General features: G+C 60.8%; 15 protein-coding genes. 13 read left to right on the top strand and 2 right to left on the bottom strand.

Annotated features, from left to right (window positions below; genetic code table 11):
* Positions 1-121 precede the first annotated feature (121 nt).
* From AB4Y77_RS01590 to AB4Y77_RS01545, 10 genes are all read left to right on the top strand, one after another.
* Positions 122-739: an acyltransferase gene (locus tag AB4Y77_RS01590; protein ID WP_311236096.1), complete on the top strand. Its 618-nt coding sequence runs from the start codon at positions 122-124 to the stop codon at positions 737-739.
* Positions 736-1,827, top strand: a complete 1,092-nt coding sequence (locus AB4Y77_RS01585; RefSeq protein WP_311212724.1) for a DegT/DnrJ/EryC1/StrS family aminotransferase — start codon at positions 736-738, stop codon at positions 1,825-1,827. Before AB4Y77_RS01590 ends, AB4Y77_RS01585 begins: the two co-directional genes overlap by 4 nt.
* Positions 1,827-2,813, top strand: coding sequence for a Gfo/Idh/MocA family protein (locus AB4Y77_RS01580; protein ID WP_089595601.1), 987 nt, complete (start codon positions 1,827-1,829; stop codon positions 2,811-2,813). Before AB4Y77_RS01585 ends, AB4Y77_RS01580 begins: the two co-directional genes overlap by 1 nt.
* Positions 2,814-2,999: 186 nt before the next feature.
* Positions 3,000-4,184, top strand: coding sequence for a UDP-galactopyranose mutase (glf, locus tag AB4Y77_RS01575; RefSeq protein WP_089595600.1), 1,185 nt, complete (start codon positions 3,000-3,002; stop codon positions 4,182-4,184).
* Positions 4,181-6,184 carry a glycosyltransferase gene (locus AB4Y77_RS01570; RefSeq protein WP_311212723.1) on the top strand — a complete coding sequence of 668 codons (2,004 nt, stop codon included), beginning with the start codon at positions 4,181-4,183 and terminating at the stop codon, positions 6,182-6,184. The genes glf and AB4Y77_RS01570 overlap by 4 nt, the downstream gene beginning before the upstream one ends.
* Positions 6,185-6,186: 2 nt before the next feature.
* Entirely contained in the window at positions 6,187-7,044 is an 858-nt protein-coding gene (locus tag AB4Y77_RS01565) for an ABC transporter permease (protein ID WP_311212722.1), read from the top strand.
* A complete protein-coding gene (locus tag AB4Y77_RS01560; RefSeq protein ID WP_311212721.1) occupies positions 7,045-7,776 on the top strand; it encodes an ABC transporter ATP-binding protein in 732 nt (243 codons plus the stop codon).
* A 73-nt stretch (positions 7,777-7,849) separates the two neighbouring features.
* Positions 7,850-9,958 (top strand): DUF6541 family protein, encoded by a 2,109-nt coding sequence (locus tag AB4Y77_RS01555; protein ID WP_311212720.1) that lies wholly within the window; start codon positions 7,850-7,852, stop codon positions 9,956-9,958.
* A 2-nt stretch (positions 9,959-9,960) separates the two neighbouring features.
* Positions 9,961-10,446 (top strand): GtrA family protein, encoded by a 486-nt coding sequence (locus AB4Y77_RS01550; RefSeq protein ID WP_311212719.1) that lies wholly within the window; start codon positions 9,961-9,963, stop codon positions 10,444-10,446.
* A gap of 3 nt (positions 10,447-10,449) precedes the next feature.
* Positions 10,450-11,406, top strand: coding sequence for a glycosyltransferase family 2 protein (locus tag AB4Y77_RS01545; protein WP_089595595.1), 957 nt, complete (start codon positions 10,450-10,452; stop codon positions 11,404-11,406).
* A gap of 66 nt (positions 11,407-11,472) precedes the next feature.
* Here the strand turns inward: AB4Y77_RS01545 and AB4Y77_RS01540 are convergent, their stop codons facing one another.
* Positions 11,473-14,685 (bottom strand): chitobiase/beta-hexosaminidase C-terminal domain-containing protein, encoded by a 3,213-nt coding sequence (locus AB4Y77_RS01540; protein ID WP_442012781.1) that lies wholly within the window; start codon positions 14,683-14,685, stop codon positions 11,473-11,475.
* Between the two features lie 439 nt (positions 14,686-15,124).
* Here AB4Y77_RS01540 and AB4Y77_RS01535 point away from each other — a divergent pair, with 439 nt between their 5' ends.
* The 3 genes from AB4Y77_RS01535 to AB4Y77_RS01525 all read left to right on the top strand — a co-directional run bounded on the left by AB4Y77_RS01535 (position 15,125) and on the right by AB4Y77_RS01525 (position 18,127).
* Positions 15,125-15,943 (top strand): hypothetical protein, encoded by an 819-nt coding sequence (locus tag AB4Y77_RS01535; protein WP_442012780.1) that lies wholly within the window; start codon positions 15,125-15,127, stop codon positions 15,941-15,943.
* Between the two features lie 86 nt (positions 15,944-16,029).
* Entirely contained in the window at positions 16,030-16,566 is a 537-nt protein-coding gene (locus AB4Y77_RS01530; protein WP_442013047.1) for a hypothetical protein, read from the top strand.
* Between the two features lie 214 nt (positions 16,567-16,780).
* Positions 16,781-18,127: a hypothetical protein gene (locus AB4Y77_RS01525; RefSeq protein WP_311212715.1), complete on the top strand. Its 1,347-nt coding sequence runs from the start codon at positions 16,781-16,783 to the stop codon at positions 18,125-18,127.
* A 93-nt stretch (positions 18,128-18,220) separates the two neighbouring features.
* On the opposite strand, the gene AB4Y77_RS01520 is transcribed toward AB4Y77_RS01525, so the two are convergent.
* Positions 18,221-20,737: a GH25 family lysozyme gene (locus AB4Y77_RS01520; protein WP_311212714.1), complete on the bottom strand. Its 2,517-nt coding sequence runs from the start codon at positions 20,735-20,737 to the stop codon at positions 18,221-18,223.
* Between the last annotated feature and the right edge of the window lie 463 nt (positions 20,738-21,200).

The raw sequence follows: 21,200 nt of genomic DNA, 5'->3' as shown, positions 1-21,200 counted from the left end.
GGCGTTTACTCCGTGCTGCAGCCTTAGGCATGGCGTATGTGGACAAACCGGAGCGATCTTCACGGATAGCCCTTGACGCTGCAGCATGGTGTCTCAGCTAAGATGAATCTCGTTGTCGCGTGTGCTCAATGAGGAAGGACCTTCACCGGTGATAGTGGTTGCAGAGAGCGCCGATGTTTCAGACAAGGCGGTAATTGGTGATGGATCAAAGATTTGGCATCTTGCCCAAGTCCGCGAGCAGGCCGAGTTAGGCGTCAATTGCATCGTGGGACGAGGTGCCTATATCGGTACCGGGGTAAAGATGGGGGACAACTGCAAAGTCCAGAACTATGCACTTGTCTACGAGCCCGCGGAACTTGAAGCCGGCGTGTTCATTGGCCCCGCAGTTGTGCTGACCAACGACACCTACCCCCGCGCTGTCGGTCCTGACGGCAGCTTGAAGAGTGCCCACGATTGGGAGCCCGTTGGTGTCACTATCCGCGAGGGCGCATCAATCGGTGCCCGCGCCGTGTGCGTTGCTCCTGTGACCATTGGGCGGTGGGCCACAATTGCCGCCGGCGCGGTCGTGGCTAAAGATGTCCCGGATTTTGCCCTGATGGTCGGAGTTCCGGCCAAGCGTCACGGGTGGGTCGGCAAAGCTGGTTTCCCGCTGCAGCGCAGCGGAGAGAACTGGGTGTGTCCGGAGACCGGCGCAACGTATGTTGAACAAAACGAGACCCTTCGAGAGGTAGAGGCATGAGCCCCGAATTCATTCCCCCCGCCAAACCCATCATCGGCGATGAAGAGCGCAAGGCCGTTGATGCCGTGCTGGCTTCCGGCCAGCTCGCCCAGGGCACGGAGGTAGCCTCTTTCGAGCAGGAATTCTCCCAGGTCCTCCTCGACGGCAGGGCCGCCGTTGCCGTTAACTCCGGAACCTCGGGTCTTCACCTGGGCCTGCTGGCTGCCGGCATCGGCGCTGGAGACGAGGTCATCGTTCCGTCGTTCACTTTCGCAGCGACGGCCAACTCGGTCGCACTGACGGGCGCCACCCCCGTTTTCGCCGACGTTGATCCGGACCACTACACGCTGGACCCGGCTTCCGTCGAAGCGAAAATCACGGATCGCACTGCGGCCATCATGCCGGTACACCTTTACGGGCACCCGTTCAACGTTGATGCGATCGGCGCGCTTGCCGCCAAGCACGGCGTCAAGGTCTTTGAGGACGCGGCACAGGCGCACGGCGCAGCAGTCAACGGGCGCAAGGTTGGCACCTTCGGCGACTTCGCCATGTTCAGCCTTTACCCCACCAAAAACATGACGTCGGGTGAGGGCGGCATGGTCAGCACTGGTCTGGCCGACGTCGAGCGTCGCCTCCGGTTGCTCCGCAACCAGGGCATGGAACGCCAGTACGAGAACGAACTGGTTGGCTTCAACTGCCGTATGACCAACATCCATGCGGCCATCGGCCGCGTCCAGCTGACCAAGGTCAACGGTTGGACCAAGACCCGCCAGGAAAACGCTGCCTTCTTTGACGCGAACATCGAAGGCGTTGTGACACCAAAGGTCGCAGAAGGCTACGAGCACGTTTACCACCAGTACACGATCCGCATCGCTGAGGACCGTGACGGTTTCGCCAAGGCCCTGCGCGAGGAATACAACGTTGGCTGCGGGGTCTATTACCCGATCCCCAACCACCGCCTTGCGCCTTTCCAGACCTCGGACGACCTCCCGGTCACCGAAGAAGCGGCAGCGAGCGTGCTCTCGCTTCCGGTGCACCCGTCCCTGAGCCAGGATGACCTTGACCGGATTGTTGCTGCGGTCAACGCCGTCGCCAAGGCAGGCAGCTAGTGGCAAATCTTCGCGCAGGCCTCATCGGACTGGGAATGATGGGGCGTCACCACGCCCGTGTCATTCGTGAGCTCGAGGGCGTTGACCTGGTTGCTGTTGCCGACTCCTTCGGCGACCCCCACAACGTTGCCGACGGCTTGACGGTTTTCAACACGGTTGAGGAACTCATCGCGCAGGGCATTGATATGGCTGTGGCGGCAGTGCCCACCATCCTGCACGAGGAAGTGGCGCTGCAGCTTGCCGAGGCAGGTGTCCACTGCCTCGTCGAGAAGCCGATCGCGAATGATTCCGAATCCGGCCGACGCATCGCTGAAGCCTTTGAATCCAAGGGACTCATCGGTGCCGTCGGGCACATTGAACGCTTCAACCCCTCGCTGCAGAGCCTCCGGGACCGGTTGGAGAACGGTGACCTGGGTGATGTCTACCAGATCAGCACGAGGCGGCAGGGGCCCTTCCCGGCCCGCATAGCCGACGTCGGGGTCGTCAAGGACCTGGCCACCCACGACATCGACCTCACGGCCTGGCTGGCCCAAAGCAACTTCGTCAACGTCGTGGCCCACACCACCTCCCGCAGTGGCCGCGAGCATGAGGATATGGTCACGGCCATAGGCCATCTCAAGAGTGGCGTAGTGACGAACCACATTGTCAACTGGTTGTCGCCCATGAAAGAACGCACCACGGTAGTCCTTGGCGAACGCGGCGCGTTCATTGCCGACACCATTTCCGCGGACCTCACGTTCGTGGAGAACGGTACGTTCCAGACGGACTGGGATTCCGTGGCGGCATTCCGCGGAGTTTCCGAGGGATCATCGACGCGCTTTGCGCTGGCTAAGCGCGAACCCCTCAAAATGGAGCACGAGGCATTCCGTGATGCAGTTCTCGGAAAGTCGTTGAACATTGTCACCATGGCAGAGGGGCTCGAGACCCTGAGGGTCGCTGAGGCTGTTTTGGAATCCGCGAAATCCGGCTCAGTCATCACTCTCTGAGCACTTCAGATCAAGCAAGGCACCAAGGGGAGGTTGGCCGCTGGCCAACCTCCCCTTGCCGTTTCCCGGCGTGGCCCCTCACCACCGTGGCCCGCCCCGGATACCGGGAACCCGAGTCATGTCGGGTAGCCTTGACCAGTAGACGTGGGCATTTCTGTGCCCGCACGCCAATACACAGGAGAGTTTGTGAACGCTGATCTCGTCGTCGTCGGCTCGGGTTTCTTTGGCCTGACCATTGCAGAACGCGCCGCTACCGAGTTGGGGCTGAAGGTCGCGGTGCTTGATCGCCGCCACCATATTGGAGGAAACGCCTACAGCGAGAACGAAGCGCAGACGGGAATCGAGGTCCACCGCTACGGTGCGCACCTCTTCCACACGTCCAACGAACGCGTTTGGGAATATGTGAACCGCTTCACCAAGTTCACGAGCTACCAGCACAAGGTGTACACCAGCCACAAGGGCGAGGTGTACCCGATGCCCATCAACCTGGGCACCATCAACCAGTTCTTCCGTTCGGCCATGAGCCCAACCGAAGCGAAGGCCCTTATTGCGGAACAGGCCGGCGAATTGGCCGGGACCGATCCTCAGAACCTCAATGACAAAGGCATCCAGTTGATTGGCCGCCCGCTCTACGAGGCGTTCATCAAGCACTACACAGGCAAGCAGTGGCAGACAGATCCCAAGGACCTGCCGGCCGAGATTATTTCCCGGTTGCCTGTGCGGTATAACTACGACAACCGTTACTTCAATGACTCTTACGAGGGTCTTCCGGTTGACGGCTACACAGCATGGATCGAGCGTATGGCCGATCACCCCAACATCGAGGTTGTCTTGAACACGGACTTCTTCGACGACGGTGAGTTCGGCAGGTCTTCTGTTCTGGGCCAGGTGCCGGTCATCTACACCGGCCCGGTGGACCGTTACTTCGACTACGCGGAGGGCGACCTCTCGTGGCGCACCATCGACCTTGAAGAGGAAGTACTCCCCATTGAGGACTTCCAGGGCTGTTCCGTGATGAACTACCCTGACGCCGATGCTGCCTACACCCGCATCCACGAATTCCGTCACTTCCACCCTGAGCGTGACTACACCAAGGACGCAACGGTCATCATGCGTGAGTTCTCGCGCTTCGCCGAAAAGGGTGACGAGCCGTACTACCCCGTCAACACCTCTGACGACCGCCAGAAACTGCTCGCTTACCGCGACCTCGCCCGTGGCGAGAAGTCCGTCCTCTTCGGCGGCCGTTTGGGAACCTACAAGTACCTCGACATGCACATGGCCATTGGCTCTGCCCTGTCCATGTTCGACAACAAGATCAAGCCGCACTTCACTGGCGGCGCCAAGCTTGAAAGCGGGGGAGTGGACGCATGACGGCTACTACGAACGAAAGTCAGAAGACTGCGATGACCACTACGGATGACCTGTCACCGGCCAAAGAAAATCTGCGTATCGTTCAGCGTGTGGTTTTCCCGGCCAACCGCGACCTCGACACCCTTCCGCTGTATGTTGACCCGGATACCAGCAAGGTGAAGAAGGACGACGGCGACAGCAGCGCCGTCGTGCAGGCAGTTGGTATGACGCGGAAACTGCACCCCGAGGACATCCTGGACCGCGGTTCGGTGCAGGTTCGCCGCGGTGAGCGGCTTTCCTTCGGTTCCTACTTCAATGCCTTTCCTGCCAGCTACTGGCGGAAGTGGACCGTTGCCACGAAGACAGTCCTGCATCTTGAAACGGAAGGCGAGGGAACGGTCATTGTCTACCGCTCCAACGCCCGTGGGGCCTCGCAGCGTGTTGACTCCATACTCGTAGAAGGCACGGCCGCCAACGAATTCGAGCTGACCCTGGCGCCGTTCGGCGACGGTGGCTGGTACTGGTTCGACCTCATTGCGGGCGGCGACGGCATGACACTTAAGAGCGCCCACTGGGCAGTCCCGGATGAAGGACGCCCCCAGGGCCGGGTGACCCTCGGCGTAACGACGTTCAACCGCGCTGACTACTGCCTCGAAACCATCAAGTCAATTGACGGCGACGCCGGGCTGAGGGAGATCCTCGCCGAGCTGATCATCGTGGACCAAGGCAACAAAAAGGTTGCCGATGAAGCCGGATTTGATGCAGTTGCGGAGTCGATGGGCGACCAGCTCCGCATCATCAATCAGGGCAACCTGGGCGGATCAGGCGGCTTCGCCCGCAACATGTACGAGATGGTCGTCTCCGACAAGAGCGACTACGTGATGCTGCTGGACGACGACATTGAGCTTGAGACCGAGGGCGTCATGCGCGCAGTGGCGTTTGCTGACCTCTGCCGTAAGCCCACCATTGTCGGCGGGCACATGTTCGACATGTACAACAAGTCTGTCCTGCATGCCTACTCGGAGGTCGTCAACTTCTACCGCTTCCTGTGGGGTCCGGTGGAAGGCCTCGGCAACCACGACTTCTCTTCTGCGGGCCTGCGCTCCACCCCTCAGCTGCACAGGCGCTGGGATGCCGACTATAACGGCTGGTGGATGTGCCTCATCCCCAAGACCGTGGTGGAGACCATTGGACTTTCCCTGCCCGTCTTCATCAAGTGGGATGACGCAGAGTATTCACTTCGCGCCCGGGCAGCCGGGTTCCCGACGGTCACTCTTCCCGGGGCAGCAGTCTGGCACGTCTCCTGGGCCGACAAGGACGACTCTGTTGACTGGCAGGCCTATTACCATGAGCGCAACAGGCTTATCGCGACTCTCCTGCACTCGCCGTTCCCCAAGGGCGGACGCATCCTGCGCGAAAGCCTGAACACGGACGTCAAGCACTTGGTGTCCATGCAGTATTACCCGGAGCAGGCGCGGATCATGGCCCTGCGGGATGTCCTTGAGGGCCCGGGCAACCTGCACCGGCAGCTGCCCACCACCATGCCCAAACTCCGCGCAATGCGCGAAGAATTCCAGGACTCCCAGGTCAAGACCGATCCCGGGGCCTTCCCGGAGGTCTTCCGGAAGCGTCCCCCCAAGAAGCCGCAGTCCTACAAGCAGCCCGGTGCCCTTGGTCTACTTCCCTGGGCCGTGAAGACCGTTCTGAAGCAAACGCTGGCCCCCGTGCGTGACTCCGCCAAGGAGAACCCCGAGGCACAGGTGGCGCACCAGGACGGCAAATGGTGGAGCCTTGCGCACCTGGACAGCGCTGTCGTCTCCAATGCGGATGGAACGGGAGCTTCGTGGCACTTGCGTGACCCCAAGCTGGCCCGCCAGCTCGTGGTGGAATCGGCAAAACTGCACGCGCAGCTCTTCTCCAACTGGGAGACCCTCCGGGCCCAGTATCGTGAAGCCCTTCCTGAGATCACATCGATGGAGTCCTGGCGGGAAACCTTTGAAGCGTCGGAGCCCAGCAAGTAGCGATGTCGAACTCCACTGATACTTATGCTGTTCCGGGGGTGGGCGCCGGATTGCTGGACGTCTACCGCCGGCGGTACCTCCTGAAGCTGATTGTCCGCAAGGAACTCCGTGTCCGCTACCGCGGTTCGGTATTGGGTTTGGCGTGGTCCTACGTCAAGCCGCTGGTCCAGTACGTGGTCCTGTTTTTTGCCTTGGGTATTGTGTTGCGGGTTGGGGATCAAATTCCCAACTACGCGCTCTATATGTTCTCCGGCGTCATTGTCATCAACTTCTTCTCGGAGGCATTCTCGAATGCCACCCGATCCATCGTGTCCAATGCGGCGTTGGTAAAGAAGATCTATCTTCCGCGTGAACTGTTTCCGGTGGCATCCGTATGGGTGGCTGCGGTCCATTTCCTCCCGCAATTGATTGTCCTGCTGGCCGCAGCACTGCTGAGCGGGTGGCATCCGGACATCATGCAGCTCTTCGGCGCCCTTCTTGGTTTTGTCATTGTGGCCGTTACGGCGACAGGCCTTGGCCTGTTGGCCGGTGCCATCAATGTGTTCTTCCGGGATGCCGAAAACATCGTGGATATGCTGATGATGATCGTGACGTGGACTTCGCCGGTCTTGTATGACTGGACCATGATCCGCCGCCTGGCTGCGCCTTGGGTCCTGACGATCTACCAGCTCAACCCCATTACCGTTGCGGTGGAACTGTTCCACTGGGCTTTTTGGTATCCAACTGTCGATCAGCCTGTCGAGTTGCCTCCGCACCTCCTGATCACCGGCTTCATAGGCCTGGGCATGGCGGCACTGTTCCTTGTTATTGGCCAAATCGTCTTCCGACGGCTCGAGGGCCACTTTGCGCAGGAGGTCTAAATGGGTGCAGCAGTAATCGTCAAAGGCTTGAAAAAAACCTTCAACCTCCGCCACTCGCACTCCTTGAAGGAAACGCTGGTGTGGCTCGCCAAGGGGCGAAAAGGGGATCTCACCAAGAAATTCGATGCCCTGCACGACGTCAGCTTTGAGATCCAGCCGGGGGAGACCGTTGCGTTGTTGGGCTTCAACGGCTCCGGCAAGTCCACGCTTCTCAAGCTGATCTCGGGCGTCATCCTGCCCGACCAAGGGACCGTTCGCACCAAGGGCAGGGTCGCAGGTCTGATTGAGGTGGGAGCAGGCTTTCACCCTGACTTGTCGGGCCGTGAAAACGTCTACCTCAATGCTGCGATCCTGGGGATGACGGAACAGGAAATCCAGGACAAGTTCGACGACATCGTCGCCTTCTCCGAGATTGAACAGTTCATTGACACTGAGGTGAAGTTCTACTCTTCGGGTATGTTCCTCAGGCTTGCGTTTGCCGTGGCTGTCCATACCCAACCGGATATTTTCCTCGTGGACGAAATCCTGGCCGTGGGCGACGAGCCTTTCCAGAGGAAGTGCCTGGCCAAAATCAAGCAACTCTCCGACGAAGGCCGGACGTTGGTGGTGGTCAGCCATGACCTCGACATGATTTCGCGGATCTGCGACCGCGGAGTGGTGTTATCCTCGGGCACGGTCCAGTTCGAGGGTCCGGCTGACCAAGCTGTGGCGTGGCTGCGGGAACGTAACTAACCCGCATCCAATTGCAAAGAGTCGTCTGTCAACGGATGGCTGGTGGAAGCATCTAAGAAAGGCGATCGTTGGAATGGGTATCGGCCCGCTGCTGTTGTGTGTACTCCTGATCGTTGTGTTGTGGTGGGGCCCGGGGTGGATCCTGGGAGAAGCGCTGGGCGTTCGCCGGGTTCTCCTGCCCGTTGTAGCGCCATTGCTCGGAATGGGCGTCCTGACCGTCATTGGCGTTATGGGAAATGCGGTGGGACTCAGCTGGCAGTTGCTCCCGGTGACCGCCGTCCTGCTGGTGCTGTGCGCACTTCTGTTTGCCCTGCGGCTCACTCTGCGGCGCTATTTCCCGGACAAGTTCGGCACCGCTGCTCAGCCGCCCGTCTTTGGCAAGCACCGGTTTAGGGGCTCATGGTGGATCCTCCTGGCCGGATTGGTCGCCGGCGGTGCGGTTGCGGCCGTCTCCTGGATTGTGGGAACCGAAGGCCTCCAGGGAATCAACCAGGACTGGGACATTCCCTGGCACGCCAACATGATCCGGCTGATTTCCGTGAACCACGAGTGGGATCCGAGTATCGCAGGCAACTTTGCCTACTACGACACCACCATTCCTGAAGCTCCCATCCGGAGCTATCCCATTGCCTTCCACGCTGTGTTGTCGCTGTTCTGGCCGATGAGCGGTGTCAGTATCCCGGTGTTCCTGAACGTCTTTGTCCTGGTGATGATGGCAGTTCAGCTCCCGTTGAGCACCATGGCCCTGACCATGCTGGTCACCCGCCGCCCGATTGCTCTGGCGGCCGCGGCGGCCGTTGCCGGGTGGTTTACGGTCTACCCTTACGACCTCTTGTGGCGTGGGCCGCTGATTCCATTCTTTGCCGGCATGCTGTTGGTTGGCCCGTTCGCCTTGCTGGCAGTGAAGGGAGCAGTGGAGCGGCAGAAATTCTGGATCCCCGGCATCGCTTTTGGCGCAGTTGGACTGATAGCAGTCCATCCCTCACTGGCCTTCGTTGTCCTGCCGGTACTGATCTTCTGGTTGCTTTCCGCACTGATCCGGCGCAAGGGCAGAATCCTCGGCATCACGGTCTACCTCGCGGTCTCCGGTGTTCTGGCAGTCGTCCTCGGCTGGCCGATCATCGCCCAGATGCTGAAGGAATCCGAGCGCGTCTCCAAGCAGGTCTGGGCTGCGGACACTGACCGCAACGGCGCCATTCAGAACGTCATTTTCCTGAACCACGGTTCAATGGCCATGCCGATCCTGACGGCCCTTGTGGCGCTTGGATGCCTGGCCGTGGTCCTGAGGATCCGCATGTGGTGGTACTTCGGTCCTGTCCTGGCCTTCGCCTTCCTCTCGGTCTACACCATGGGTACCGACAACCCACGCTTCATGACTTTGACGGCCCCGTTCTACGACGACCAATGGCGTATCTTCGGCATACTGGTGATGCTGCTGGTACCCCTTGCGGGTTTGGGAGTGGCTCAGCTGGCTGAAGCCATTGCATGGCTGGTGGCAAAAGTACGGAACCGCTCGGCCAAAACCACTACGGACGGAATCAAAGCCGGACGCAGGCCCAGCCACGTGGTGACTGCAGTTGCCGCGGCAGCGGTGCTTCTTGTCAGCGGCATTGCGGCTATCCCGTACTTCAAGCAAAACGCCCAACGCATCAACATCAATACCAAGGTTGATGGGGCCACGTTGAGCGCATCCGAAGTTGGACTCCTCAGCAAGATTGATGAATATGTGCCAGAGGATGCCACCGTCCTGAATGACTCCTGCGACGGTTCGGTTTGGATGTACGCACTGGGTAACCGCATGCCCATGATCCGCCACTTCGAGATCCTTCCGACGAACCGTCAGCTGCTGGTTCTCCAAAAGCTTCCCGAGCTTGCGACCGATTCCGAGGTCCGTGACGCAGCTGCTGAACTGGGCATCGAATGGGTGTACATCGCTGATGGCAGGATCCGGGCCTGGGACGAGCCCAAGGCCGGGCTGACCCAACCTGACTCCATTCCGTATCTTCAGCTCGTTGTGCGTGAAGGAAATGCTGCGCTGTACAAGATCGACTGGTCGCAGCTGCCTGGCGGTAAAGAAACATTCGACGCCGCCGCGAAGGACCGTCTCCAGCTCGATGGCGTGTCGGGAATCCTTGAGAACCGGAACCCTGATGGCATAGCACCGCTAGGAAGGATCTGCTGATCATGAAGGCATTCATCTCCAAGTTCCTGGCGTCCAGTTTGTTCAAGTTCCTGCTGATCGGCGGCCTGAGCTTCCTCTTGGACCTCGGTCTGCTGGCCCTGTGCTTCCAGGTCTTCGGGTGGCCGTTGTGGCTGGCGACCGGTGCGGGCTTCTGGGGCAGCTTCTTCTTCAACTACTTCCTGCAGCGCCATTTTGCGTTCAACGGCGGTGGAACTGCCTTGGGTGGCGTACTGCGCTACTCAGGGCTCCTGGTTTTCAACACGCTTGCCGTGATGGGCATTGTTGAGCTTTTTCAGTTCATCGGTGCCGGATACGTGGTAGGTAAGGTGGTTGCGACCATTGTGACCATGGGATGGAACTACTTCATTTACAAGCACTGGGTCTTCCCGCAAAAAAAGCAACCGAACAGCGGCAGCGAACAGTCAGATGGCCAGTCGGACACCGACACGCCAACACAGAAACTCACACCAAACAGCAGCGAAGGATAATCGATGTATCGAGGCGTTCGAATTGCCGCGGTAGTACCGGCCTACAAAGAAGAAAACCACATCGCACAGGTCATCGAAACGATGCCTGATTTTGTTGATGACATCGTCATTGTTGATGACTGCAGCCCGGACGACACGTCAGGGGCAGCACGTCGGGCCGACGACGGCCGGGTCACCTTGATTCGACATGAAGTCAACCAAGGCGTGGGAGGCGCAGTCCTGACCGCCCACAAAGCCGCGATGGAACTGGGCGCAGACATCAACGTGGTCATGGCCGGCGATGCCCAGATGGATCCCGACTACCTGCCGCAGCTTCTTGACCCGGTGGTCGATGGCTACGGGTTCGCCAAGGCCAACCGCTTCTTTTCGGGCGAGTCATTCGCGGGCATGCCCGGCTACAGGATCTTCGGCAACATCGTGTTGTCCTTCATGACGAAGCTTGCTTCCGGTTACTGGCACATCTTCGATCCGCAGAATGGCTACACAGCCATTCGCACGGAGGTCCTCCGCCGTCTTCCCATGAACAAAGTGGCGGCGCGCTACAGCTTCGAAAATGACCTCCTGATCCACCTCAACATTCTTGATGTTCCTATTGTTGATGTGCCGATTCCAGCTGTGTACGGCAACGAGGTCTCCAGCATCAAGCTGCGCAAGGTTATTCCCGAACTTCTTGCCATGCTCTTTGGCGGCTTCTGGCGCCGTGTGTGGTGGAAGTACATGGTGTGGTCCTTCTCCGCTGTTGCCCTCCTGCTGATCGCAGGCATCGCCCTGATCGTCATGGGCCTGGTGGCCGGAATCTGGGTACTTGCCGCAAGCGTGGGGTCTCCGACCGCGGGTTCGGTGATGCTTGCTGTGGTGCCCTTTGTTCTGGGCGTCCAGATGCTGCTGGTATCCCTGCAATTGGATATTCAGGCGAGCCCGAACAGGCCCACGATGCATCCCATGAAGGAACGTACCTAGGCATGTGCTGAAACAGGGGAGGGGCCCGGACACGTTGGCGTCCGGGCCCCTCCTTGTTTGTCATTCCTACGGCAGGGAGGTGAAACCTCCCCAGCCCCAGCCGACCTGGCTCCGGGACAGCCATCCGGACGTCCCGTTGCCGGGATACAGGAACAAGTTCCCGCCGGCATCACGGGCGAGGACGTCATTCTTGCCGTCGCCGTTGAAGTCGCCCGGTCCGAGGATGGCGGTCATCCCACTCCAGCCACTTCCCACCTGGACCCGGCTCAGCCAGCCTCCGGTGCCGTTGCCGGGGTAGAGCCAGAGAATGCCTGAGGTGTCCCTGGCCAGGGCGTCGGTTTTGCTGTCACCGTTGAAGTCCCCGGTACTGAGGATGGCATTCATGGAATTCCATCCCGTACCCACCTGGGCGCTCGAGGTGAAGCCACCGGTTCCGTTGCCCCGGTAGAGCCACATGATCCCGGCGGAGTCCCTCGCGAGGACATCTGCCTTCCCGTCGCCGCTGAAGTCTCCCGGAGCCAGGATCAGCGTCATGCCGGACCAGGCTGTGCCGGCCTGGACGCGGGTCTGGAGGCCTCCTGAGCTATTTCCAGGGTAGAGCCACAGAACGCCGTTGGTATCCCGGGCCAGGACGTCGCTGCGTCCGTCCCCGTTGAAGTCCTTGGTGGGGACAATGGCATTCAACGAGTTCCAGCCGGTGCCGAGCGAACGTTGGGCCAGCCAACCTCCGGCTCCATTACCGGGGTACAGCCACAGCGTGCCGGCATTGTCGCGTGCCACGACGTCGTTCTTTGCATCACCCGTGTAGTCCTTCCAGGTGTTCGCCGGTGGTGCCGTCACAGTGTAGGCCTGGGTGACGATTGCCGAACTGTTGTTGGACGTATCCACTGCAAAGTACTTCAAGGTCATCGCTGCCGTGAGGGTGATGGCCGTGGAGTACTTGTTGGCGGCTGTGGCGGTCGGATTCGTGCCGTTGGTGGTGAAGTAGATGCTCGCACCCACCTCATTCGCCGCAAGCGTGATCTGCTGGTTGGCGGGATAGCTGCCCGCAGGCGGGGTCACCGTAACCACTGGAGGTGTCGTGTCCAGTACGGTGTAGGCCCGCGTGGTGACCGCGGAGGCGTTTCCGTAGGCGTCAACAGCAAGGGCCTTCACGGTGGTGTTGCCCGTGAGGGCAAAGGGGGCTGTGTAGGCCTTGGTGCTTCCCGAGGCAGCCGTGGCAGGGGTGGTGCCATCGGTGGTGTAGAAGATGTTGCCCGGTTCGCTCGAGGACATGGTGACGGGTTGTCCCGAGGCATATCCTCCGGCCGCGGGTGCCACGGTCAGGGTTGGTGCGGTGTTGTCGAGTACGTACGTCTGCGTGGCCACAGCCGAGGAATTACCTGCGGTGTCCCGCGCGAAATACTTCAGGGTCAGCGACGTCAACGGAATCGGGCCCGAGTACACGGGACTCGATGTCGTGGGCACGGTGCCATCCTTGGTGACGTAGATGGTGGCTGCTTCGTTGACCGACAACGTGATGGACTTGCCGGCTCCATAGGTGCCTGCAGCCGGGTCCACGGAAACAACTGGTGGTGCTGTGTCTGCAGCGAACACCGTCACATTCCTGGTGGCAGTAGTGGTGTTTCCAGCGTTGTCCCGCGCTTCCACCGTGAAGGTGACGGGACCACTGGGAACGTTGGTGTAGGCCTTGGGTGAGGTGCATGCAGTGTAGGCATTGGAGCCGAGCTTGCACCGGAATCCCGCAATGTCCGTGGCCGTTGACGCGAAGGTGAACGACGGCGAGATGCCCACAGTTGCGCCTTCCGCCGGTGAGCTGATGGACACCTGTGGTGGAGTCAGGTCAGCGGTAACTGTAACCGATGCCACCGGACTGACGTTGCCGGCCATGTCCGTGGCCCTGACGCGCAGCACGTGCTGCCCCGCGGTTGCCAGGGTAAGCACCTGGCCGTTGGTGCAGGCTGTGAACGTCGTAGTGGAATCCACCGAGCAGGACAAGACCGAATCCGGGTCGGAAGTGACACCGAGGACAGGCGAGCCGTTGACGGTTGCACCGGCCGTGGGCGAGGTGATGACCGGAGCGGCGGGCGCGGTGACATCGACCGTGAAGGCCCGTGAAACAGGAAGGCCTGTTGGTGCGGCCCTCACCGAGAACGTGTAGGCGCCGTTGGCCAGGGCAGTCGACGGTGTAAAGGTTCCGCCGGTACATACCTGCCAAACCGGCGTCGCTGTGCTCAGTTGAAGACTGCATTCGAGGGCCCCGCCTGGTGGCGTGGAGGCAACAGTGAAGGTTGGCGTGGAGTCGTTGGTGAAGGCCGGGTTGGCTGCCTGGGTTCCGTTGGCCGCCGTCGGACCGCTGACGATGGATGGAACAACGCCTCCCAAGGTGAGCAGCCTTCCCCGCTCAGCGGGTTTGGCGGGTTCCAGTTGTCCCGGATCTTCCATCACCAGGAGCTTGCCGTCACGCATGGCCAGGCCGCCGATCTTGCTGAAGCCGAGAGCCCATTGGTTGTTGACCGTGTCGGTGCTCAGGTCGATGCGGGTGATGGTGTCCTTGCCGGCGTCGGCTGTGGTGGTTCCGCCACCAGTTCCTGTGTAGAGGACCAGGGGCGACTGCCAGTCGTAGTAGATGGCCGTCGGCTTGCCGACGTTATAGAGGGGCGCAGGGACGAAATTGGTCAGAACGCCGTCATCGGGGGCAGTGAACACCGTCAGGCCGGAGGTTTCGGCGACATACACTACGACGTTTCCCGCGCTGTTGCGGTGCGTGGCTGCAAGGCTGAGGGAACTGGAGTTGACGGAAGCGATGGATTCGATGCTCGGATGGAGCGCTGTGGGATTCACGATCTTGACGATTGACCGTGCGTTGGCGAACGACAGGTATATGTTGCCGTCCGGGCCGTCGCTGACGGCGTTTGGCCTCAGGTCTCCGTCGAAGATGGTCAGCGCACCGTCGTAATCGAAGACGCCGCTGCTGGGGTTCCAGAGCGCGCGCACGACGTCGGAACTTCCGACGGCGGCATCCGGTATGAAGGCGATTTCATCACCATCGCCGTGGCTGGCAGGGGACGGATCGATCATTGCGGGTGTACCGGCAAGAGCCGGACCATCGTCGTGTCCGGGCAGCGTACCGCCCAGGCAGGTGTTGGTTTCGAGGCTACCGGCGGTGGCGCCGGACGCTTCTGTGACGCGGCAGAACCCAGCGCGTGCATCGGAGACCCACAGGCGTCCGTCCGGGTCTACCACGGTGCCGGCCGCTTTGGTGAGACCTGTAGTCACGGTTTGGCGTGCCTGGTCCGCAAATGCCGGGCCTGCTGTCAGCACACCGGTAAGTGCCGCCGTTGCGAGGCTGGCAGTGGCCAGGACTGCGGTGAGTTTGTGGTGTTGCCGGCTACCGGCCGCCTTGCGGGATGCAAGGTGACGGGGAGTCTTATAAAAGGTTCTTGAGCGACCGGCGAAGGCAAGACATGCCAAACCAAGCTGAAGAACACTGCGTTTGCGCGTGTCCACCGAGGGATCCCCACTTCATTCGGATGCTCCCCAGCTCCGCATGCATTGGTTATTCGCCCCACGCCGTTTCCGGCTGCGTCTACGTCCATCTTCCACCAATTTTCACATTTGTCACTACTAAAGCTCAGAAGATGTCCAGATAGGGGTTCGCGACCCGTCCGTCTTGACCGCGCCACGGCTGCACCGCACGATTGAGGTGGAGGTCACAATGCGCAGACTGTTCCTGATGGCGGTGCCGATGGTGATGGCGCTGGCCGCCTGCACTTTGCCGTCGTCCGAGCCAACCGCCGGAACCAGTTCGCCGGCGACCAACAGTGCCAGCGCTACCGCGGGGCCCGGCCAGCCGCCGTCGTCCGCTCCGGGAAGCAGCGAATCCGGACCCGCAAGCAGCGAACCGAGCGACGGGGACCCGGCTGCGGGCGACGACGAACCGGGCCGCTTCTCCTACCTGTGCACGAGCCTTGACGCCTCGCCGGAAGTCCAGTTGTCGAGCCTGGCGGAAGTCTGGGCCGCCACCAACTACACCCGCATGGATTCCTGTGGGGTCACCTTCGAGGGAGGCGGTCAGTTCGATCCGACGCCCCGGGAAGCTGAAGCCATCTCGACAGCTGCACCGCAAGGAGTGGCAGCTGATGATGGGCTGGCAACCATGCTGGACATCCTCCGCCTTTGCACGAGGATCAGTGATGAAACCGGGCCAGGGGGATTTGAGGAAGCAAGCAAGTCGACGTTGGTGGCAGCGGCGGAATTCTGTCCGGACGCACCACAAGGAAAGATCATTGCCGCTTGGGCGGAGGGCACCCGCGTGGGGGACGGCACCCACGTGGCGGGAGAGAACCTTGAGCCTGGGGGATTGCAGTTGATTAGACCGGGTGCCGCGGCGGCCGAATGCACCTGGTCTGTCAGCAGCCAGGACGGCTCCTTTGTTGCCGGCGGCGGCCTCTCGGAGGCGGGCAACAGGGTGGAGTTGAAGCCGGGTCAAAAGTTTACTAGTGACAAATGCGGAATTTGGGGGAAGATGTACTAAGACGCAGCCGGAAACGGCTTGGGGCGAATAACCAATGCATGCGGAGCTGGGGAGCATCCGAATGAAGTGGGGATCCCTCGGTGAACATGCGCAGGCGCAGTGTTCTTCAACTCGGTGTGGCAAGTCTTGCCCTGGCCGGTTGTTCAGGAACCAAAGTAGATACTTCCCAACCAGCCGCACTCGATATGGCGCCGGTTGTCGCGAACGATGACAAAGTCCCCATTGAACGTCCGGAGCCTCTGATCCGGTACCAGTTCACGTGTACGGCGGCAGATGGCAGCCTCATAGGCAAATTTTCGAGCCTCGAAGAAGTCTGGGCTTCCACCCGGTACATGCACGTCACTGACTGCCAAGTGGTCTACGTCGGAAGCGGCCCGCACCTTTTGACTCCGGAAGAACGGGCGGCCGTCAACGCGGCAGTTGCGGCAGGGGCGGCGCCTGGACAGGACTCCGCTTTGTGCCTGCTCATCATCAGGGCTTGCACACGCACGGACCACAGGACGCTCGCCGCATCACTCGCCGCCTACGGCATACCAGTAGTCAAGGGCGCTTTGACTCTGGCGCCTTTGGCTCCGCAGGCTGCCCAGCTCACAAGGTGGCTTAAGACTGCCGTGCCCCGCTAGTCCTGAATACCCGTGGAACCCGGCCGGATTTTTCCAGGCCGGGACGGCGCCTAATGGGGCCGATGTCCATCCCTTCCAACCACACAAAACTGCGGGATCACATGGTCTAATGAAAGTGGTCTCACGTATTGGCTGTTCAGCGTATCCGGGAAACGAAATTTGTTGCAGAGCAAACAAAGATCACCCGTTGCGCACAATCAAGGAGTGATCTTTTATGGCGTTCAGAATTGGAACTGCAAGCGCTGACATAACGCCGTCGCTGAGCACCAATCCCTACATGGCCGGATATGGTTCAACTGACGGTGGCCGCGAGGCAACCAGCAGCTCACCCTTTGAGCCGTTGTACGCGCGGGCGATTCTTATCTGGGAAGACGCCCACCCCCACATCATCATCAGCCTGGACGTCCTGGCTTTGCCGCGGGCCATGCATCAAAGGATCCGTGACAGGATCATTGGCCTTACGACGTGGTCCAGCAGCGACATCCTGATCCAGGCGACCCATACGCATAATGGGCCCGCCTTGATTGACACCCTCCACCCCTTCATGGCCTATGGGCTCGCGGACCTGGGTTTGGTGCGTTCCTACAGCGACGATCTTGAAGACACCATAGTGAACCTTGCCCAGGAAGCCCTGGATGCCGATGAAACGGCGGTGACCTTCGACTATAAAGTTTCGAGCCAGAACTTTTCTGCCAACCGGGTAGGGTTGCCATACACCGAAACTGCCGTGCCGATTCTGGTGGCCAGGCGGGGCAACGGGACGCCGGCAGCAGTGATTTTCAGTTATGGATGCCACCCCATCAGCGCAGGCTTGCGGACGCTTTTTGATGGAGATTTCGCCGCAGGTGCCTGCAATTACATTGAAAACCGGAACCCGAATTGTTTTGCGATGTTCGTTCAGGGGCCAGCCGGTGACCAGGATCCGGGTGGAGTCCGCAGTTGGGCACTCAGGGATCAGCACGGGGACGCGTTGGGTGCCACCGTGCACTCAAACATGCAATCGGCGGGGCGTGCGCTGAGCGGCCCCATGGTCACACGCTACCAGGAGGTCCAGTTGCCGCTGGATATCACTCCAACTGCCGGCAATCTGGCCGCCGTGCGCGCTTCCTACGTAGCCCGACTCGCCAACCCCAACGGCCAACCCCAGTGGTACCAGCGCCACGCGCAGGTCATGATCGGGCGGATCGACAGCAACAGTTTTGATACGGCTGTGCCGTCACCCTTCCAAGTGTGGAAATTCAACGGAAGCCCCCAATTGAAGATCGCCATGATAGGTGGTGAACTCGTCAGTGGGTACGCAGCCTACTTCCGTGGAAGGAATGGCGGGAACAACGGAATTATTGTTGGCGGATATGCAAATGAATCATGCTGCTATATCCCCAGCAATGAATTCTTTCCGCCGTTCATGCCGCTTGGCAGCTATGAGGGTGGATGGGAACCTGATTTCCCGGGGATTGCCGGTGGTTCAATGACAGTGTATGGCCACTTGGCTCATTTTAAAGCCGGAACCAATGGCGTGGAGACGACGCTGGTCAATGCGATGAATGCCTTGCTTGCCTAGAGTGTGTCTACTTGATGGCGGGTCGGCCCGAGGACTCCTTGGACCGGCCCGCCGTCACGTCACGACGCTGGCCGCCACTGACGACGCTGGCCGCTACTTGGCAGCCGGCGCCAGAATTGTCAGGCTGCTCCAGCCAGTGCCGATCTTGGTGGGCGTACCCCACGACTTGTTGGCGCCCACGGGGTAGTACCGGAGGTCCCCGGTGGTGGTCCGCGCGATGATGCCCAGCGACCCGGCACCTGCGAAACCACGGATTGCTGCAAACTCTGACATCACGTTCCACCCCGTGCCCACGACGCCGGCGGGTTCCTGGACGAAGTTTCCGGTGCCGTTGGAACGGTACAGCTTGAGATCGCCAGTGCCCGTCTTGACGAGGAGGTCGGCATTGGAATCCTTGTCAAAGTCCACCTGTGTGATCTCCAGGCCCGTCCAGCCGGCGCCTATGGATACGCCTGTGGAAACGGTTTTCCCGGTGGGGTTGTTGAAGTAATACAACCTGCCCGCGGAGTCGTATCCCACGATTCCGGGATGCGCGTCGGCCTTCTTCCAGGTGCCGACACTCAGCGTCCAGTCTTTCCAGTTGCTCCCCAGGGAGATCGCGGCTCCAAAGCCGCTGCCGTTCCTGCCGGGGTAAACGTTCAAGCGGCCGTCGGACCATTGCGCCACGATGTCCAGGGCGCCATCGCCGTTCCAGTCTGTGACGAAGCCTGCCTTCAAGCCCGCCCAGCCCGTGCCGATGAGGTCTTCCGGCAACAAGGCCGTGGTTCCGGTCCCCGGGTATCGGTAGAGGTTGGCATCGGGGCGGACTGCCACGATGTCCTCTTGGTCGATCCCCAGGGTGGACTCGACGTCAAGTGCTGCACCGCTGATGAGGCTGGCATCGTTCCACCCCACGCCGATGAGGCTGCGGTTGCCCCACGACCCGGATCCGGCGGGGTAGTAGTAGAGGTCCCCGTTCGATGCCCGGGCGTGGAGTCCCTGCGAGTCCGCTCCGTTGAAGTTGACTGCGGAGCTCACTGCCGTCATGCTGCCCCAGCCTGAACCAATGACTCGTCCGGGTTCGCTGATGAAGCTGCCCACACCGTTGGATCGGAAGAGTCGCAGGGTGCCGTCCGTGGTGCGTGTGACGATGTCCTGGTTGCCGTCGCCGTCGAAGTCGATCTGGTTCAGTTGGTGTCCACTGAAACCGGTTCCTATCAGAACACCGTTCCCGAGGCCGCCGCCACCATTGTTCGAGTATCTGTACAGGTTCCCCCGATAGTCCTGTCCGATCACTCCCGGGTAGGCGTCCTTGACGTTCCACCAGCCCACGGTCAGTGACATTTCCTGCCATCCGGAACCGACTTGAATGGGTGCGTAGAAAGAACCCCCGGGAGCTCCCCGGAAGACCTTCAGCGTCCCATCGGACCACTGGGAGAGGATGTCCTGGACGCCGTCCTGGTTCCAGTCCACGACGTAGAGCGCCTTCGCGCCGGACCATCCTGAACCTATGGCCACGGGGCCGGTGATTCTGCCGGCCCCGTTCGCCGGGAAGGCGTCCAAACGCCCTGCCGCGCTGGTGGTCAGGATGTCTGCGGCTGACTTGATGGACGGGTTTGAAGGATTTGAAACCCCGCGGGCAAAGGTCCGCAGCTGGTCGTAGCTGCCGTTGAAGATGTTCGAATCGCCTTCGAAAGGGCCGGTGCTGCTGTACTGCCACATGGTGTAGTCGCCCCAACTGACCGGCATGGAGCCAGGGGAGTTGGTGGGGTTGTTCCAGTAAGAGGCGATCCACAGGGGATAGCTGCCGAATGTGGTGTTGCCAACGCACGTGTTCCACCAATCGGTGGTGCTGTAGATGACCGGGAAGCGGCCGGTCAGGGCTTTGACGGTGTTGCCAAAGTCGGCTGCCCACTGCCCCAACTGCGCTTTGGACATGTCGTAGCAGGTGTTGCCGAAGTAGAACCCGTTGATGGTTCGCCCGGCGTAGGGGTTGTATTCGATGTCCAGGACGGGCGGAAGGGTGTATCCATCATCCGTCCAGCCTCCACCGTTCGCGACGAAATACCGTGCCTGGTCAGCACCTGATGACCAGTTGGGGATGGCGAAGTGATAGGCACCCCGAACCATGCCCACATTGCGGGAGCCATTGTATTGCTGAGTGTAGTTCTCGTTGAGGTAGTAATTGCCTTCGGATGCCTTGACGTACGCCCAGCGGGATCCCTGGTTCCACTGGCTTTGCCAGTTCACGTTCCCTTGGTGGGCGCTGACGTCCTGTCCTGCGATGCCGATAGTCGGCCGCCAGTGGCCCGGGTCGGCCGCCATGGGGACGGCGGCGCTGACTGCGCCTCCTACTGCCAGTGAGCCCGAGGCTCCCGACGCATCTTTGCCCTGCTTGGCTGCCAGGACACGGGGAGACCGTTGACCCATTTCCGCGCCGCCCGCCGGGATGGCTGCCAGCATCGCTGCCTTCATGGCTTCAGCGTTCGGTGCGTTGCCAGGCATTTCCTGCTTCTTGGGCGCCTGCTCGCCGGAATCGCTTGTAGGTCCCACCGCCGGCAGCGGCGGTGCCGCAGGTGAAGGTTCGACGGCGGGAGGCGGCTGTTGCTGGCCCGGTGCCTGCTGTGTCACCTGAGGGGTTTCACTGCCCGGGGTGGTTGTGGGGGCAATACCACCTACTGGTTGTGGCCCCTGCGAGGGATTTCCTGATGGGGACGCGGGTGATGGAGCTGGACGTGGTCCGGGCGTCTCTGCCGAGGCGGGCGATCCCAGGCAAGAGCCTGCTAAGAGGGCGATCGTCAGCGCTACGCCAACACGGGTGAGAGGGGTGCGGCGGGACGGTTCACTAGAACGTCTTTTCATCTTCACATCCGGCCCTGTGCCGCGGCTCAGCGGCGCATGGGGTGGCTTGCGGACAAGCTCCGGGGCGGGCGCTTGCGCATGAGACCAAAGGCCAGCTCCTAACGGGCTTTACCCTAACATCCTGAAACTGGAGTGACTAGTGGGATTTGGGTTGCTGACGTGACTGGTGATCCCTAGTTATCCACATGCCCGCTCCACTGGGTTGAAGGGGTGTTGGTGCTCGCTTAGCGTG

This window comes from Paenarthrobacter sp. YAF11_1 (assembly GCF_052113445.1).
GTDB lineage: Bacteria > Actinomycetota > Actinomycetes > Actinomycetales > Micrococcaceae > Arthrobacter.
This window is presented reverse-complemented; position numbering and strand designations above follow the sequence as displayed.

Excerpts from the sequence above, each read along its gene's own strand:
- AB4Y77_RS01585 (WP_311212724.1), top strand. The coding sequence starts at position 736 with ATGAGCCCCGAATTCATTCCCCCCGCCAAACCCATCATCGGCGATGAA.
- AB4Y77_RS01570 (WP_311212723.1), top strand. The coding sequence starts at position 4,181 with ATGACGGCTACTACGAACGAAAGTCAGAAGACTGCGATGACCACTACG.
- AB4Y77_RS01565 (WP_311212722.1), top strand. The coding sequence starts at position 6,187 with ATGTCGAACTCCACTGATACTTATGCTGTTCCGGGGGTGGGCGCCGGA.
- AB4Y77_RS01560 (WP_311212721.1), top strand. The coding sequence starts at position 7,045 with ATGGGTGCAGCAGTAATCGTCAAAGGCTTGAAAAAAACCTTCAACCTC.
- AB4Y77_RS01555 (WP_311212720.1), top strand. The coding sequence starts at position 7,850 with ATGGGTATCGGCCCGCTGCTGTTGTGTGTACTCCTGATCGTTGTGTTG.
- AB4Y77_RS01550 (WP_311212719.1), top strand. The coding sequence starts at position 9,961 with ATGAAGGCATTCATCTCCAAGTTCCTGGCGTCCAGTTTGTTCAAGTTC.
- AB4Y77_RS01545 (WP_089595595.1), top strand. The coding sequence starts at position 10,450 with ATGTATCGAGGCGTTCGAATTGCCGCGGTAGTACCGGCCTACAAAGAA.
- AB4Y77_RS01535 (WP_442012780.1), top strand. The coding sequence starts at position 15,125 with ATGCGCAGACTGTTCCTGATGGCGGTGCCGATGGTGATGGCGCTGGCC.
- AB4Y77_RS01530 (WP_442013047.1), top strand. The coding sequence starts at position 16,030 with ATGCGCAGGCGCAGTGTTCTTCAACTCGGTGTGGCAAGTCTTGCCCTG.
- AB4Y77_RS01525 (WP_311212715.1), top strand. The coding sequence starts at position 16,781 with ATGGCGTTCAGAATTGGAACTGCAAGCGCTGACATAACGCCGTCGCTG.